The organism is Acidobacteriota bacterium (assembly GCA_020845575.1).
GTDB lineage: Bacteria > Acidobacteriota > Vicinamibacteria > Vicinamibacterales > Vicinamibacteraceae > Luteitalea.
Genome location: JADLFL010000055.1, coordinates 1 through 16,752, shown reverse-complemented (window position 1 = coordinate 16,752; position 16,752 = coordinate 1). Strand labels below are relative to the sequence as shown.

General features: G+C 69.2%; 10 protein-coding genes. All 10 read left to right on the top strand.

All coding sequences use genetic code 11. The features are described from left to right. Positions 1-13: 13 nt before the first annotated feature. The gene (locus tag IT182_16160; protein ID MCC6164883.1) at positions 14-1,237 is read left to right on the top strand and encodes an ABC transporter ATP-binding protein; all 1,224 of its coding nucleotides are present in this window, start codon (positions 14-16) and stop codon (positions 1,235-1,237) included. Then, positions 1,234-4,782, top strand: a complete 3,549-nt coding sequence (locus tag IT182_16155; protein MCC6164882.1) for a glycosyltransferase — start codon at positions 1,234-1,236, stop codon at positions 4,780-4,782. Before IT182_16160 ends, IT182_16155 begins: the two co-directional genes overlap by 4 nt. Next, positions 4,779-5,753: a glycosyltransferase gene (locus IT182_16150; protein MCC6164881.1), complete on the top strand. Its 975-nt coding sequence runs from the start codon at positions 4,779-4,781 to the stop codon at positions 5,751-5,753. The genes IT182_16155 and IT182_16150 overlap by 4 nt, the downstream gene beginning before the upstream one ends. After that, positions 5,750-6,520 carry a class I SAM-dependent methyltransferase gene (locus tag IT182_16145; protein MCC6164880.1) on the top strand — a complete coding sequence of 257 codons (771 nt, stop codon included), beginning with the start codon at positions 5,750-5,752 and terminating at the stop codon, positions 6,518-6,520. The genes IT182_16150 and IT182_16145 overlap by 4 nt, the downstream gene beginning before the upstream one ends. Next, positions 6,517-9,396 (top strand): hypothetical protein, encoded by a 2,880-nt coding sequence (locus IT182_16140; protein ID MCC6164879.1) that lies wholly within the window; start codon positions 6,517-6,519, stop codon positions 9,394-9,396. Before IT182_16145 ends, IT182_16140 begins: the two co-directional genes overlap by 4 nt. Positions 9,397-9,502: 106 nt before the next feature. After that, positions 9,503-13,060 carry a hypothetical protein gene (locus IT182_16135; GenBank protein MCC6164878.1) on the top strand — a complete coding sequence of 1,186 codons (3,558 nt, stop codon included), beginning with the start codon at positions 9,503-9,505 and terminating at the stop codon, positions 13,058-13,060. A 185-nt stretch (positions 13,061-13,245) separates the two neighbouring features. Next, positions 13,246-14,217, top strand: a complete 972-nt coding sequence (locus IT182_16130) for a glycosyltransferase family 2 protein (GenBank protein ID MCC6164877.1) — start codon at positions 13,246-13,248, stop codon at positions 14,215-14,217. A gap of 101 nt (positions 14,218-14,318) precedes the next feature. After that, positions 14,319-15,743 carry a sugar transferase gene (locus tag IT182_16125; protein MCC6164876.1) on the top strand — a complete coding sequence of 475 codons (1,425 nt, stop codon included), beginning with the start codon at positions 14,319-14,321 and terminating at the stop codon, positions 15,741-15,743. A 38-nt stretch (positions 15,744-15,781) separates the two neighbouring features. Continuing rightward, the gene (locus IT182_16120; GenBank protein MCC6164875.1) at positions 15,782-16,456 is read left to right on the top strand and encodes a class I SAM-dependent methyltransferase; all 675 of its coding nucleotides are present in this window, start codon (positions 15,782-15,784) and stop codon (positions 16,454-16,456) included. Next, on the top strand, positions 16,453-16,752 hold a 300-nt coding region (locus IT182_16115; GenBank protein ID MCC6164874.1), incomplete at its 3' end, for a DUF1972 domain-containing protein. The genes IT182_16120 and IT182_16115, both read left to right, overlap by 4 nt.

The following is a 16,752-nucleotide window of genomic DNA, read 5'->3' as shown; positions in this document are numbered from 1 at the left end:
CTATACTCTCCCGGTGCCTGCCCCGGCGGTCTCGGTCCGCAACGTCTCCAAGCGCTTCACGCTCGTCCACCAGGGCGGAAGCGGCCTCAAGGAGCGGATGCTCGGGCTCGTCGGCGGCAACCGCGGCGCCCACGAGACGTTCTGGGCGCTGCGCGACGTCTCGGTCGACGTGGCGCGAGGCGAGACGCTCGGCCTCATCGGCCACAACGGCTGCGGCAAGAGCACGCTGCTCCAGATCGTGGCGGGCATCCTCGAGCCCGACGGCGGGACCGTCGCGACCAACGGCCGGCTCACGTCGCTGCTCGAACTCGGCGCCGGTTTCAGTCCCGATCTCTCGGGTCGCGACAACATCTTCCTGAACGCCGCGCTGCACGGCGTGCCGTCGGCGGTGATTCGCCGGAAGTTCGACGAGATCGTCGCGTTCGCCGAGCTCGACCGCTTCATCGACACACCGGTGCGCAACTACTCGTCGGGCATGTACATGCGCCTCGGCTTCTCGGTGGCCGCGCACCTCGATCCCGAGATCGTGCTGGTGGACGAGGCGCTGGCCGTGGGCGACGAGGCCTTCCAGCGCAAGTGCCTCCGCAAGATCCAGGCGTTCCAGGAGCAGGGTGTCACGGTGATCATCGTGTCGCACGATCTGCTGCTCGTGGAGCGGTTGTGCTCGCGCGCGTGCCTCCTGCAACGTGGCGAACTGGTGGCGCTCGGCACGGCCGTCGACGTCATCTCCCGCTATCACCAGATCGCGGCGGCCAGCGGCGACGTCGCCGGCGAGTACCGCTGGGGCTCACGCGAGATCGAACTCCCGCGCGTCAGGCTGCTCGACGATGACGACGTACCTGTCACGTCGCGACGAACGGGCGAGGCGCTGACGATCGCCTTCGACTATCGCGCGGCTCACAGGTACGAACGCCCTGTCTTCGGCCTCGCGTTGTACCACGAGGACGGCACCCATCTCACGGGGCCCAACACGCGCATGAACGGCCTCGCAATCGAGGCCGTCGAAGGCGACGGCGAAGTGAGGTACCGCATCGCGCACCTCCCGCTGCTGCCGGGTCGCTACGTGCTCGCCGTATCGGCCTACGACCACCACCTCGTGGATCCGCTCGATCATCGCGAGCGTGTCGCAACGTTCACCGTCGTCGAAGGCGGCACGAACGAACGCTTCGGGAAGATCACCCTCGACGGCACGTGGAGCGTGACTCCGGCAGACGCACGGGAGCCCGTCGGGTCGTGAGCGCCCCCGACCTCGCCGCCATCATCCATGGCGCGCACTGGCCCGCGGCAGACGCGGGCACAGCCTGGCGCACGCGGCTCGCGCGTGCGCTCCACCGCGACGTGGACATCGTGCTGGCGCGCGACGAGATGTCTGCACCGCGCGGTGCCGCCGTCACGATCGCCGCCGGCCTCGCGCGGACGACCGCCGCGCACGTTCTCGTCGTGGACGTCCATGCCGTCCCGAACGACGAGACGCTCAGGCAGGCAGTGGCCGCACTCGAGTCAGCGGACATGGCCGTGCCCGCCCAGGAACCCTATCCGGATGGAGGCCAGGGGCTGGCACACGCGTGCACGTCCGGCATACCGGCGCTCGATGACCCGCCGCTGTGGAGCGCGCGACGGCAGTCGCTGCTCGACGTCGGAGGCCCGGACGCCGCGCTGTGGTCGTTCGGCATCGTCCAGGATCTCGCGGCGCGCCTCGAACGGACGGGCCGCACTGTCGCACGTCTGCCGCTCGCCAACGTCAGGGTGACTGCACGCACGTATCCGTACGCACCGGCGTTCGAGACGTTCCTCCGGTGGCGCAACGCCCTGCGGCTCGCCTTCCTCCACACCTCGCCCGGCGCGCTCGGTGCGGCACTCACCGCGCCGGTGGCTGCGCTGCTCGCCTCGGCGTGGAACGCAACAGGACTCGACGCCGCGCAGGTCTCGTTTGGCGGTGACTGGGGCCGCGCGTCGCTGGTCACGCGACTGCGCACGCGGCTCGGTGGACCTCCACCCGACGCCCTCTGGCCCGCCGACGAGGCAGGCACGGCGATTCCGCTCGCGGCGCTGCAGGCGTTCACGCGCGACATGCCCGGCCTCGTGCGCACCCGCGACGCAGCCGGCCTCGGTCACACGCCCACTCCCGTCGAAGCACCGGCATCATCGCCCGCCATCGACACCGGACTACCCCTCACCCCTCCCCGCGTATCGGTCATCGTCGTCAACTGGAACGGCCGCCGGCATCTCCATGACTGCTTCTCGTCGCTGCTCGCGAGCGACTATCCGCACGACCAGCTCGAACTGATCTGCGTGGACAACGGCTCCACCGACGACAGCCGCGCGTGGCTCGCCGAGCACGTCCCGCAGGTGCGGGTGGTGGCGCTTGCCGAAAATCGCGGGTTCACGGGTGGCAACGCCGCCGGTGTCGATGCCGCGACCGGCGACGTCTTCGTGTTCGTGAACAACGACATGAAGTTCGAGCCGACGTTCGTGACGCGGCTGGTCGACGCGCTCGATCGTCGCGTGGCGTGCGCCGCTGCGCGCGTGATGAGCTGGGACGGCTCCCGCATCGACTTCGTGCGCGGCACCGCGAGTCTCGAGGCACGCGGGTTCCAGGAGCATTACGGCGATCCCTTCGTGCCGGGCATGGCGCTCGCCGAGTCCTTCTTTCCGAACGGCGGCGCCTTCGCCGTGACGCGGCGCGCGTACGAGGAGGCGGGCGGCTTCGATCCGGCGCTCTTTGCCTACTACGACGACATCGATCTGGGCTGGCGCCTGCGCATGGCCGGACACGTGATCCGCACGGTGCCCGATGCCGTGGCGTATCACAGGCACGGCGCCACGGTGAGCACGCAGCCGCACGCGCACAAGCGCTTCGTGCTCGCACGCAACGCGCTCTGGATCGCGCTGCGCAATTACGACGACCGCACGCTCCCGCACGTGCTGCCCGCGCTGCTCGTCCTCGCCGGGCTGCGCGTGGCGCAGGACCTCGTGTGGCTGCGCACGCCGCTGCGCGATCTCCTGCGCCCGTGGCTCGAACCAGCCCGCCGGCATCGCGTGTCGCCTGAGGTATATGCGCGCTCAGAAACGTCTTCTCCCACGCGCGTGCTCGCCAGTCTTCCGATGCCCGAGTTCGCGGCGATCGGCGCGACGCTCGCGGATCGGGATCGCCTGACGTCACTGCACGACGAACAGCAGCGCCACAGACGCGTGCCTGACGATGAAGTGCTGCCCTTCCTCGGGCGTCCGTTCCAGGAACTGGACGGCCGGCGTTCGTATCGCGACACGCAGAAGGCACTCGTCGACACGCTCGGCCTGCGCGCCCGGCTCGGCATCAGGCCGCACGTGCTGCTCGTGACGCACGAAGCGCTGCGCGGCAGCATGTCCGGTCCGGCCATTCGCGTGCTGGAGATGGCACGCGCGTTGAGCCGCACCGCGCGCGTCACCGTCTGTGCGCCGGCGCCACTCGAGATTCGCGACGACAGCGTCGCGCTCGTTCCGTTCGACCCGACGACACCCACTCCGGCGTCGCTGAAGGCCCAGGCCGACACCGCCGACGCCATCGTCGTGCAGGGCTTCGCGCTGACGTCGTATCCATTCCTTCGCGCGCTCGTGTGTCCCATCGTGGCGGACCTCTACTGCCCGTTCACGATCGAGCACCTCGAACAGCATCGCGCCGGAGGCACACCTCCCACGCCGGCGTTCGATGCCGAGGCGGACGCCATCCTTGGCGTACAGAACGCGCAGTTGCAGCAGGCCGATTTCTTCATCTGCGCCAGCGAACGGCAACGCGACTTCTGGCTCGGCGCGCTGCACACCGCGGGCCGCGTCAACGCGCGCACGCTCGCGCGCGACGCGGACCTGCGCCGCCTGATCGACGTCGTGCCGTTCGGCCTGCCCGCCGAGGGCGTGGACACTGCCGCCGATCGCGCGCGCCGGTCACGCGTCGATCGCGGACTGTCACCTGCCGTGCTGAAGGGCGTGCATCCCGCCATCACGCCAGCGGACAAGGTGCTGCTCTGGGGCGGCTCGCTGCTCGACTGGCAGGATCCCGAAACGCTGATTGCAGCCGTCGCGCGCATCGCTCGCCGGCGCGATGACGTGAAGCTGTTCTTCATGGGCGTCAAGCACCCGAATCCACACGTGGCGCCCATGGCTGTGGTGGAGCGATCGCAACGACTCGCCGCAGCGCTCGGCGTCTCCGGCACGCACGTGATCTTCAACGACTGGGTACCGTACGACGAGCGGGCGCTGTACCTGCTCGAAGCCGACCTCGGCGTGAGCACGCACCACGCGCATCTCGAGACGCGCTACGCGTATCGCACGCGCATGCTCGACTACCTGTGGGCGCGCCTCCCGATCGTCTGTACGGACGGCGATCACTTCGGACACCTCGTGCGCGAACGACGTCTCGGGTTGGCGGTACCCGCCGACGATGTCGACGCGCTCGCCGAGGCGATTCTGGAGATGCTCGACAACGAGGGAGCCCGTGCGGACGCGCGCACGCAGCTTGCCGCCGTGGCCGGTGAGATGACGTGGGATCGCGTCGTGGATCCGCTGCGCGCGTGGCTGACCGATCCGCAGTTCGCTGCCGATCACGAGGATCAGATTCACGCGTTCAGGTCTCACCTGGCCGGCAGCTACAAGACGTCGCGCTGGCTGAAGCGTGCGGCGCTGCGACTGGGCGTGAAGGAAGCCGACATGGAGGCGTTCAAGCGCTGGGGGCCCGTGCGGGCCGGCATGTCGCTGCGCAACACCGTGGCGATTCGCCGCGCGCGACGGCGGGCGCGCACGAAGTGACCTCGCCATCCACGGCGTCGGCCGAGGCTCCGCTCGTGAGCGTGATCGTCGCGGCACGCAACAACGCCTCGACCCTGCCGGCCTGCCTCGAGGCGTTGCGCGCGCAGGACCATCCGCACGTCGAGGTGATCCTCGTCGACGATGGGTCCACCGATACCACGGCGGCGATTGGCGACGCGCATGGCGTCCGCGTGATCCGGACTCCCCCTGTCGGCGCATCCGTCGCGCGCAATCTCGGCATCGACGCCGCGCGCGGCGAGATCGTGGCGTTCACCGACGGTGACTGCGTGGCCGCGCCGGGCTGGGTTCGCGCCCTCGTCGACGGTCTCGGGCAGAGCGGCGCCACGGGTGTCGGCGGACGCCAGATCAACGTGTTCACAGCGGGGCGCGAGGCGTCGGCCGAGGCCTTCCAGGCGTTCTTCCGCGTGGCGTCCATCGTGAGCGACTACACGCGCGGCGACGACAGGCCGCGTGTCGTGCAGCACAACCCGAGCTGCTGCAGCGCCTACCGCATCGACGCGGTGCGCGCGTCCGGCGGCTTCAGCCCGGACTTCTGGCCCGGCGAAGACGTGGATCTCGATCTGCGGCTCGCGGCCCGCGGCGCGACGTTCTACTACGTGCCGTCTGCGCTGGTCCACCACCATCGCCCTGGCACGTTGGCGTGGTTCAGGAGGATGATGCGGCGTTACGGGGCGGCGGAACGCCGCCTCGTGTGGCGGCACGGCCGCAGGCGTGCGATCGATCATCTGCCGATGCTCACCGCCGCGGGCGTGGCGGCTCAGGCTCTGCTGCTCGTACCGGCAACACGGGCGGCCGTGGCCGTCGCCGACGCGCTGCTCGTGCTGATGGCCGTTGGGGTACTCATGGCCACGACGCCGCTCCGGCTGTGGCCCGCCGTTGTCGCGTTCGGTGTCACGGCGGCGTGGGAGTGGCATGTGGGCTGGTGGACGGCGCGGAGGATGCGGGCGTGACGTCGCACGACGCGATGATCGACAAGGAGCGCGAACACGAGGACGCGTGGTACGCTCGCGCCCTGCGTGAGCGGTTCTTCGAGCGCGAAGGGTTCCGACAACTCGTTGCGTGGAACGTGGCGGCGTTCCTCCGACAGGTTCCCGTGCGTCCCGACATGCGCGTCCTGTCGATCGGCGCGGGGCTCGGCGACTACGAGATCGCGCTCGCGCCACTCGTGGGCCACATCACCGCCGTCGAGCTGTCGAGCACGGCCGCCGACACCGCACGCGCGCGCCTGCGCGCCGCCGGTCACCACAACGTCGCCGTGATCGCGGGCGCCATCGACAACCAGGCGTTCGAGCCCGGCGCGTTCGACGTCGTGTACGCGATGGGCGTGTTCCACCATTTCCTGCCCGATCAGCGACGGGCATTGCTGGCACGCGTCGCCACATGGATCGCGCCATCCGGCTGGATCTACGTACGCGACCCGAACGCGCGCGGGATCCTGCGCCGCGCGATGGAGCGCTGGTTCCGTCGGCGCAGCACCGTACACGCGGAACAGGAGGCATCGCTGGATCCATTCGTGCTGATGGCCGAAGCCGAACAGGCAGGGTTTCACGCCACCCGGATCGACTACATCGACGTGATCGGCGGCCCGCTGCCATGGCTCGTGCGCAGCGAGTCGCGCGCGCTCTGGCGCGCGGTCTTCGCTTTCGACAGGGCATGGCTCGCCGTGCCGGGGCTCCGTCGCGCGGCATCGCAGTTCGCGCTCGTCGGACGACGATGAGACAGCGGATCGCATGGCTGCCGATACTGGCGGTCATGGTCGCGGCGCTGCTCGTGCTGTTCGAGCGCGAGTGGCGTCATGGCGAGGTCTTCTCGCCCGCCGATCTCGTGTACCAGTTCTATCCGTGGTCCTACGAGGAACCGCGGAGCGCGGCCACCAATCCCACGCGATCGGATGAGGCGTTCTATCACCAGCCGTTGATGGCCACGCACTTCGCGCGGCTGCGGGCGGGGGCGTTCCCCGACTACGACGACACGCGGCTGTCTGGCGTGCCCGCCTTCTTCGATGGTCTCGACGTCGGTCGCGCGTTCTCGCCATTCAGCCTGCCGTTCCACCTGCTGCCGGCCGAGGACGCCGTCAACTGGTACGGCCCGCTGCGGCTGCTCGTGGCCGCGCTCGCCATGTGGCTGTTCCTCCGTGAGCTGGGTATCGGTGCCATCGGCGCTGCCGCGGGCGGCGTCGCGTACGGGCTCAACGGCCACTTCCTCACATGGCTCAGCGCGCCCATGCCGACCGTGGCCGCGTGGCTGCCTCTGGTGCTGCGACAGGTGCGGCGGTGCGTCAGGCGCGGCAACGCGAGGGACGTCGCGGGCCTGGCGCTCGCAATCGGCGCCCTCGCGCTCGGCGCGTACATGGCCACCATGCTGGTCTGCCTGTTGGGCGCAGGGGTGTATGCGCTCGTCGAGATCTGGCACGCCCGGAGTGCCGCACACGGGCCGGAAACGCCCGGCGACGACGCGCGGGCTCACGGCCACGCGCTCCATCAGGAAGGCGCGGCAGCCGCCAGCACCGGCACAACCACGCGCGGTCTGCTGGCGTGCGTGGGCGGGGGCGTGCTTGGCCTCGCGCTCGGTGCCGTAGCGCTTGGGCCGATGCTGGCGTCGCTCAGCGACTCGCCGGCCCGCGCGCGCGTCGTGTCGGCGGAAGGCGCCGAGTGGGCCAACCTCGCCACGCTCGCGCTGCCCGATTTCTGGGGGACACCGGTCCGCGGCAACTGGTGGCACCCCGACGCCACCGCCAGCTATCCCGAGCACGTCGCCTACTTCGGCATCGTCGTGGTGCTGCTCGCCGGACTTGGCGTATCCGCGCGCCTGTCACGCGACCTGTCATCGGTGCGGTGGACGTTCGTGGGCCTGACGCTGCTCGCGATGACGCGTGCGTACGGGGCTCCGCCCGGACGATGGCTGCTGGCGCTGCCGGGGCAGGCGCAGTCCAACCCGTTCCGCTGGTATGCGCTCGCCGCATGCGGTGTCGCCGTGCTCGCCGGTATCGGCGTCCACGCGTGGGTGGCGCAGGCCGATCGTCGCCGACGACTCCGACAACTCGTCGGCCCCATGTCCGTGGGGCTCGTACTCGCCGCCGTGTCGGCAGCCGCACTCCTCGTGTACCTGCCCGAGATCCGCGCGCATCATCTGCAGCCGTTCGAGCGGCTGCAGGTGGTCCGCTTCGTGGGGCTCGGCACGCTCACGATCGCGCTCCTCGGGACCGCGAGCCTGTGGCCGTCGCACCGCGTGCGCGCCGCGGGGGGCCTGCTGCTCGTCGCGCTCGCGGCTGGCGATCTCGTGCAGGCCCACAAGGCATTCAATCCGTCAGTCGCACGCGACAGGTACTACCCGTCGACCGCCACGATCGACTGGCTGCGCACGCACGCGGGTGATACGCGACTCGCGCCGGTCGACACGGCAGCCGACCTGGTCGAGGGCCACGTCTGGAGTCTGTTCGGGCTGCGCTCGGTGACGGGGTTCGACTTTCACGGCGATGCGGCGTACCAGGACTACCTGCGCATCGCGCAGGCACCGCCGGGAACGACGGGGACACCGCAGCCGGCCGAGTGGGACCACGTGGGTCTCCACCGCGACACGCTCGACCTGCGGATGCTCGGTGTCCTCGGCGTGCGGTACATCGTCACGGCACCGATCGACATGACGCCGCGCGCCGGCGGATACATGCCGCTCGAGCCGCTGGCGGAGGGTCGCACGGTGATTTTCGAGGTGCCGGTGCGGCACGAAGGCATCCGGGGCATCGATCTTCTGACGGCCACGTACGCACGGCGCAATCGCGGGCACTGGACGTGGACCGTCGCGACCGACGATGGACGCGTGCTGGCGGAAGGCCGCACCGCACAGGCCGACCTTCGGGACAACGACTGGTGGCGCCTGTCGTGGCCCGCACTTGGGGGACCACCGCCGCGCGCGATCGTCGTGACGCTGCGCGGCGAAGGCAGCGATCCGGAGACGAGCGCCACGCTCCTCGCGTCGGCATCACCGTCAGCGATCGGCACGCGACTGCGCATCGACGGACGCGACGATGCACGCACGATCTGGTTCCGATCGTTTGCCGTCGCACCCGATCGATTCCCGGGCGCCGTGCTCGTCCGATCGGCCGATCTGAACGTCTACGAAAACCCGCACGCCCGGCCGCGCGCCTGGTTCGTCGACGGTGTAAATGTTGGCGACCCTTCCACGCACGCGTCCGCGATGCATACGCAGGCGTTCGACCCGGCGCGCGAGGCCTGGCTCGCCGCGCCTCCCTCACATGCCCCTGCCTCGACGGCCCGCGTGGTGGCGTCAGCCGTCGGCGACGACACACGCACGATCACCGTCGATGCCCCGGACGGCGGCGTCATGCTCCTGGGCGATCGCGCGCATCAGGGCTGGAATGTGCAGATCGATGGTCGCCCGGCGACATGGACGCGAGCCGATGGCGTGCTGATGGCCGTGGCCGTCCCCCCCGGCACCACGAGCGTCAGCCTCCAGTTCCGGCAGCCAGCCATCTATCGGTCTCTCGCCGTTTCCACCGCCAGCCTGATTGGCATCGTCTTTGCCTTGCTGATGGGCATCAGACGTGCTCCATCCGTTCGCGGATCGTGCGACTGATGCGAAGGCGGGCCGGTTGTTCTCTCCTCGCCTTCGCATGGTTCCTCGCATCGAACCATGGGTCCCCAGCCCCGGGTGAAGGTGCTTTCGAGTCCTGTGGTGCGCTGTGACGATTACAAGACTGTCGTTCCCCATACGTGTCTCGTCAGTGGTGCCCGTGCTGGTGGCCGGCATCCTCTCGGCTGCCGTGGCGTCGGCCCAGACCTTCCGCGTCAACAACGGATCGTCGGCAACGGTGTCGGCTGCTCCCGACTACGCGGCCGAAGTCAAGGGCGACCCGTGGGACTTCGACAAGCCCTCCGACTACTCGTACATGTACTCGGTCGGCGAGGTCACACCGCAGGACAACGACAACGACTACACGGCCTGGCAGCCCTGGCCCACGGTCCAGAACGGCGTCTTCACAGGCATCACGCGCGAGGCGAGTCCGTCCCTGCAGATGCTGTTCGGTGGCGTGCCCTACGCGATGAACGACCGTCAGGACACGGGGCTGCGCATGCCGGTGGATGCAGCGCGCTACGTGACCCTGTCATTCCGGATGAAGCGCTCGTGGGCTGCGGGGAACACGGAACTGCTCAAGACGATCTGGGAAAAGGGCCGGCGGGCCGTGGGGACCCCCAGTGCGGTGTTGCTGCTGCTGGCCAAGGGCCACGACGCCGACGCCGCTCGATGGATCAACCAGAACCCCGTCGCCACGCAGGGAGCCGCCAATGACTGGCAGGTGTATCGCGTCCGCCTGACCGACCCGCGCATGCTCATCCCGCAGCGGTATTCCGGCACGTCGTGGGCGGGGCAGGTCATGGGCCTGAGCCTTGCGCTGGGGAGTGGGCCGGTCGGAAGCACCGTACAGATGGACTGGGTCAGGCTCACGGCGCCACGCACGGTGAACCTGTCCTGGCAGTCGCTCGGCGGCAGCGTGGTGATCACCGCGACCGACGGCACACAGACCGTCCAGGTGTTCCCTGAAGACCTCGCCCCGCGGACCAACGATCCGCGCGCGTCGACCGGAGCGTTTCCCGACAACAGCAGCGTGGCGTGGGACTACGGCCACCTCACGCCAGGCACCTGGACGCTGACGGCACAGGGGGCATCGACCACGCGCACGGCCACACTCGTGGTGGACGCCAATCCGTTCTTCACGATCCTCAATCCAGACGAGACCGGCGGCGAGGACATGGCGACCACGGTGCTCGGGGATCCCTGGGACCTGGCCAATCGGGAGGACGTGTTCCGATACACCACGCCGAGCAGTGCGCACTTCGACGTGAAGAACGTGTCGTTCGGACCGCAGGGCATGACGGGCGTGGCCTACAGGTCGATCCCGAGCTACCCGCACAGCGACTCGCAGGTGCGCTTCTTCGACGATGACATGGGCACGAAGTTCGAACTGACACCTGCCCTGGCGCGCCGCTACCACCGGCTCACGTTCACCATCGACTACGACCTGCCGCCACAGTCCACCTTCGACCCTCTCGCGCCACGGCCGTTCCTCGAGGACATCGATACGCGGAACGGGCGTCCGGGCGTCGGAGGCATCGTCCGCGCCACGTGGCGCACGGCGGCACACCGGGGCGGGCCGTTCGCGCAGACGTGCGGTCTCATCGTGCAGGACGGCGGCCCGCGCACGTTCACCATCGACCTGAGTGCCTACGCGTCGGGCCAGGAGAACTGCGTGCCGGAGGGACTCCAGTTCCTCCCCGGCGGATCGGCCTGGGGCAACCTGGCGTCGCCCATCACCAACTTCCGGCTCGACATCAACGAGGGCGTCCTCGAGACGCCGTTCCGGTTGTCGAACGTCAAACTCGCGGCCGACGATGAGCCCGATGCGTCGGGGCAGTTCATCGTGCAGTGGTCGGCGCAGGATGGCCGGTACTCCGCGAATCCCTCGGCGCCTGTCGGGGCGCAGGTGGCGCTCTACCTCGACACCGACACCAATCCGTCGGACAAGCGGCTCATCGCCAGCGGGCTCAACGCGGCCACGGGGGCGTACATCTGGGATCTCGGCGCGATGCCCGGCGGGGTCACGCCAGGCACGTACCACGTGTACGTCGAGATGACCGATGCGGCGGGCTACAGCTACGGCAAGTACGCGACCGGTCCCTTGCAGGTCACGCGCACGTACGAAGCCCCGATGACGCTGTCGCAGTGGCAGACCTTCTACGGCATCACGGACATGAACGCCGACCCCGACGGCGACGGCGTGTCCAACCAGGCGGAGTTCGCGGCAGGTACCAGCCCGCACATTCCCAATCGCTGGGAACTGGCCGAAGGGTCGACGGGCTTCTTCAAGGAGCGCATCGCCATCGCCAACCCGGAGAACCGTTCGGCCATCGTCAGGGCCATCGTGCTCTTCGGTCAGCGCGGCGATCTCGGCGAAGCCACGCCGCCTCCGGCCGTGATCCAGGAGATTCCGATCGCCGCGTACGGTCGGCACACCATCGACATCAACAGCCTCGCCAACGCGAGTTACAACGGCGAGGGACGGGCGGTCTCGGTGGTCGTCGAATCCATGCGCGGCGGCGTGGTCGTCGAGCGGACGATGAGCTTCGGCAACAACGACGGCTGGGGCGCCCACACGGGCAAGGCCGTCGAGGCACCGGCAAAGCAGTGGTTCCTCGCCGAGGGCGCCGCCAACAACTTCTTCCAGACGTTCATCATGATCACCGCGACGGGAACGGTGGCCCCCACGGTACAGGTCGACTTCCTGCTGGAAAGCGGCGAGGTCGTCAGCATCCCCGCGAATTTCCCGAGCGCTCCGGCGCGCATGACGCTGTGGGCCAACCAGGTCTGCGCGCCGGGCACCGGAGACACGGGATGCGTCCGCGTGCTCGACGGCAAGGCGTTCTCCACGCGCATCACGGCGGATCAGCCCATCTCGGTGGAACGCGCGATGTACTTCAACAAGCCCGGGCGCCAGTTCGAGGGCGGCCATGCCTCTGCGGCGGTCTCGACACCGGCCACGCGCTGGTTCGTGGCCGAGGGCGCCACCGGCCAGAACTTCGACACCTACCTGCTCATCGCCAACCCCGGCGCGCAGGACACCGTCGCGACGGTTCGCTATCTCACGCCGAGCGGCACATACACGCAGACGTACGGCGTGCGCGCCAACAGCCGCCTCACGCTGTACGTCGACAGCGAGTTGACGCAACTGTCGGGACTGGATGCCCTCACGACGCAGGTCGACGTCTCGGCCGACGTCTCGGCTACGCACCCCATCGTCGTGGAGCGCGCCATGTACTGGTTCGGTTCCTTCCAGAACTGGACCGATGCCCACAACAGCGCGGGACTCACCACGACGGGGACACACTGGGCGATGGCCGAAGGGCAGAACGGCGGCGCGCTGAAGTACCAGACGTTCGTGCTCATCGCGAACCCCTCCAACAGCGCCGCGACCGTCCGCATGCGCCTGCTGCGCGAGGGCGGTCGTCCGGTCGTGACATCAGCCACCTTCACCGTGCCGGCCAACTCGCGCTTCACGTGCTACGCCGGCCAGCCTGGCCCCTGCAAGGACACGTTCGCGCAACTGGCAGACAACGAGCGGTTCGGCACGAGTGTCGAGAGCGTCAACGCCGTCCCCCTCGTCGTCGAGCACGCGCTGTACTGGAACGGCGGCGGCGAACTCTTCGGTGCCGGCACGAACGAGACGGCGGTCAAGATCAAGTAGCCGGGCACCGGGCACCGGACACCGGGCACCGGCCATCGGGCAAGCGGTCGCCGCCTTCTTCACACTGGAGCGCACGGGCTTCACCCGTGCGTCGGCGCCAGGGGCTGAAGCCCCTGGCCTCCAGCAAGTGCCCGTACAAGCCGGACGGCATGTCGCATTGCCGGTTGCCGGCTACCCTGTAGGGCGTGCCCCCAGCCTCGGTCTCCGTCGGCATCGTCACATGGCAGCCTGATGCGCTGCTCGAACGGTGCATCGCGTCGGTGCGAGCGCAGGACCATCCAGGGATCACGCTGCACGTGTGGGACAACGGCACCACGGCGGCGTCGCGTGCGCTGATCGAACGGCTCACGACCCCCGACGAGCGGGTGTTCGCCGATGCGAACCTCGGGTTCGCCGACGCCCACAATCACCTCATCACCCGCACGTCAGGCACGTACTACCTGTGCCTGAATCCCGACGCCGTCCTGGCGGACGGGTACGTGCGCGCGCTGGTTGAGGCCCTGGACGCGGCGCCGGATGCCGGCTCCGCCACGGGGCGCCTCCTGCGACTCGACGCCCCCGACGTGATCGATTCGACGGGGATCGTGATGACGCCCGATCAGCGACACCTCGATCGCGGCGCGGACCTCCCCGCGTCAGGCCGCTTCGAGCAGGGGCCCGAGCGCATCTTCGGGCCCAGCGGAGCGGTGGCGCTCTACAGGCGCGCCATGCTCGACGACGTCGCATTCGAGGGCGAGTACTTCGACAGGGCCTTCTTCGCGTATCGGGAGGACGCCGATCTGGCGTGGCGCGCGCAGTGGCGCGGATGGGCAAGCCTCTACGTGCCGTCCGGCATCGCCTGGCACCGTCGACGCGTGACGCCGGAGCGACGGTCTGATCTTCCGCCCGCCATCAACCGATACTCCGTCAGGAACCGCTTTCTGCTCCGGCTGAAGAACCAGTCCGCCGGGCTGGCCTGGCGGTTCCTGTTGCCTGGCGCGCGGCGCGACGCGCAGGTGGTGGGCTACGTGCTGCTGCGCGAGTGGTCGTCGATCCCGGGCTTGCTCGACGTGTTCCGGCTGCTGCCGCTGATGCTGCGGTGGCGCCGTCACGTGCTGGGCCGCAGTAGGGCGACATCAGCGGACATGGCGCGGTGGTTCACAACGCCAAATGGATGAGCCAGCAGGGGTTGCGTCGACGACAGGGGTAGCGGACACTAGCATGCGCGTGATACGGACGGCAGGCGATCGCTTCGGTCAGGAGCAGGGGAGGTGACGGCGTGATTGCCGAACGCGCGCGCCTGGTCAACGGCGCCTACGTCGTCAGCGATGCGCTTGCCACGGTGCTGGCGCTGGCGCTGGCCTACACGCTGCGTGGGGTCGTTCCCGGCGACAGCATGCCGTTCCTGTCCGGCCAACTGCCACCCTTTGCGTGGTACCTGCCGGTCCTTGCCTGCGTGATCCTGGTCTGGCCGCTGGTGTTCTATGCCTTCGGCCTCTACGGCCGCCAGGGGCGCACGCTCAGCAGCGAGACGTCGGTCATCCTGAGCGGCATCGCGATCTCGGGCCTGATCCTCATCGCGTTCATCTTCACCGCGCGGCAGGTCTTCATCAGCCGCCCCGTCATCGTCGCGTTCCTGCTGTTCGACTTCGTGCTGGTGGTGGGCCTGCGCCGGCTGGTGCGGGCATGGCTCATGGGCGGCGGCGGACCGCGCCGCATTCTCGTGGCCGGCGGCGCCGAGGAAGCCGCGGCGACGGCGGTCCTGATCAACGCGCATCGCGACTGGGGTCTCGACGTCGCGGGTCTGGTCACCGACGGGCGATGGGACGATGCGCCGGGTTCGGCGTTCCCGGTGGTGGGCACGTACGGCGATCTGTTCCGGCTCGTGCAGGAACAGCACGTCGCCGAAGTCGTGATCGCACCCGCCACAGGGCAGCTCGCCGATCTGCGTGCCATCGCGGGCATCATCTCGCTGCTCGAAGAGCAGGGGACCGTGGTGCGCCTGGCGATGAACTTCCTGCCGCGATCGACTTCGCGTCTCAGCTTCGATCAGCTCGGCGACGAGTTCCCGCTGCTCACGTTCTCCCCCACGCCAGGCAGTGAAGTCCGGCTGGCCGTGCGGCGCGTGGCCGACGTCGTCATCGCCGCAGCGCTACTCGTGGTGCTGAGCCCACTGCTGGCGGCGATCGCGATCGGCGTGAAGCTGGCCTCGACGGGACCGGTGCTGTTCCGGCAAACGCGCTGCGGCCTGCACGGGCAACGTTTCATGTTCCTCAAGTTCCGCACGATGGCCAACGACGCGGAGCAGCTCAAGCCGTTGCTCGAACCGTTCAACGAGATGGACGGACCGGCGTTCAAGATGACCAACGACCCGCGCGTGTTCCCGTTCGGCAGGTTCCTGCGCCGCACGAGCCTCGACGAGCTCCCGCAGCTCTGGAACATCCTGCTCGGCGACATGAGCTTCGTCGGACCGCGGCCATCGGTAGTCGAAGAAGTGGAACAGTACGAGCCCTGGCAGCGCCGGCGCCTCAGCATGAAGCCGGGCCTCACCTGCCTGTGGCAGATCAGCGGCCGCAACGATCTCACGTTCGACGAGTGGATGCGGCTGGATCTCGAGTACATCGACAACTGGTCGCTGTGGCTCGACATCAAGATCGCCGTCAAGACCATCCCCGCCGTGCTCCTGGGCCGCGGCGCCCGGTAGTGCCCGCCGCCGATCCGGCCTCACGGGCACAGGCGCTGGTGTCCGCCGTGCTCGCGCGCGCGCCGCACCCGCGCGTCGTCGAAGCCGGCTGCGGCGCACGATCGCACCTCACCTACCCTGCGTCGGCGCGCGTGACGGGCATCGACATCCTCCGCACGCAGTTGCGGCGCAACGCCGGATCGGCGCTGGCGCAGGGCGACGTGGCGAGACTGCCCATCGCCACCGGCGCGGCAGACGTCGTGGTGTGCTGGGACGTGCTCGAACACCTGCCGGCTCCAGACACCGCCATACGCGAGATCGCCCGCGTGCTGCGCCCTGGAGGTCTGGCCGTCCTCGCCCTGCCCAACATCCTGTCGCTCAAGGGCCTGGTCACGCGCTTCACGCCGTGGCGCTTCCACGTGTGGGTGTATCGCCGCGTGCTCGGCGATGCGTCAGTGGGAACCGACGCGTTCGACCAGTTCCCCACCACGCTGTCGCTCGTGCTGCGGCCGGCGCGACTGCGGCGCACGGCTAAAAGTATCGGCTTGCGCGTAACGGACCTGCGCCTCTATGAAGGTCCGGTACCCGTACACCTCAGGCGCAGGTACCGTGCCGCCGACGTCGCGCTCTCGTGCGTCTCGCTGGTCACCCGCCTGGTCTCGGCTGGCCGCTACGACGCCACGCTCTCCGACGTCATCCTCGTCCTGGCCAAGCCCGACGAGGCGATCTCATGACCAGGCGCCTGCGCATCCTCGGATCGCGGGGCATCCCGAACAGGCACGGCGGGTTCGAGGCCTGCGCGCAGCACCTGGCACCGTGGCTCGTCGAGCGCGGCTGGGACGTGACCGTCTATTGTCAGGAGGATCCCGGCACGCAGCGCCGTCGGACTTCATGGCGCGGCGTGACGCTCGAACACGTGCCCGTGCCGTACAAGGGCGCGCGCGGCAGCCTTCTGTTCGACGCCATCACCACGCGTGACGCCGCGGCGCACGACGACCTGGTGCTCACGCTAGGCTTCAACACCGCCGTG

What these genes read in the sequence shown, in the direction of transcription:
- IT182_16140 (MCC6164879.1), top strand. Translation starts at nt 6,517, where the DNA reads ATGAGACAGCGGATCGCATGGCTGCCGATACTGGCGGTCATGGTCGCG.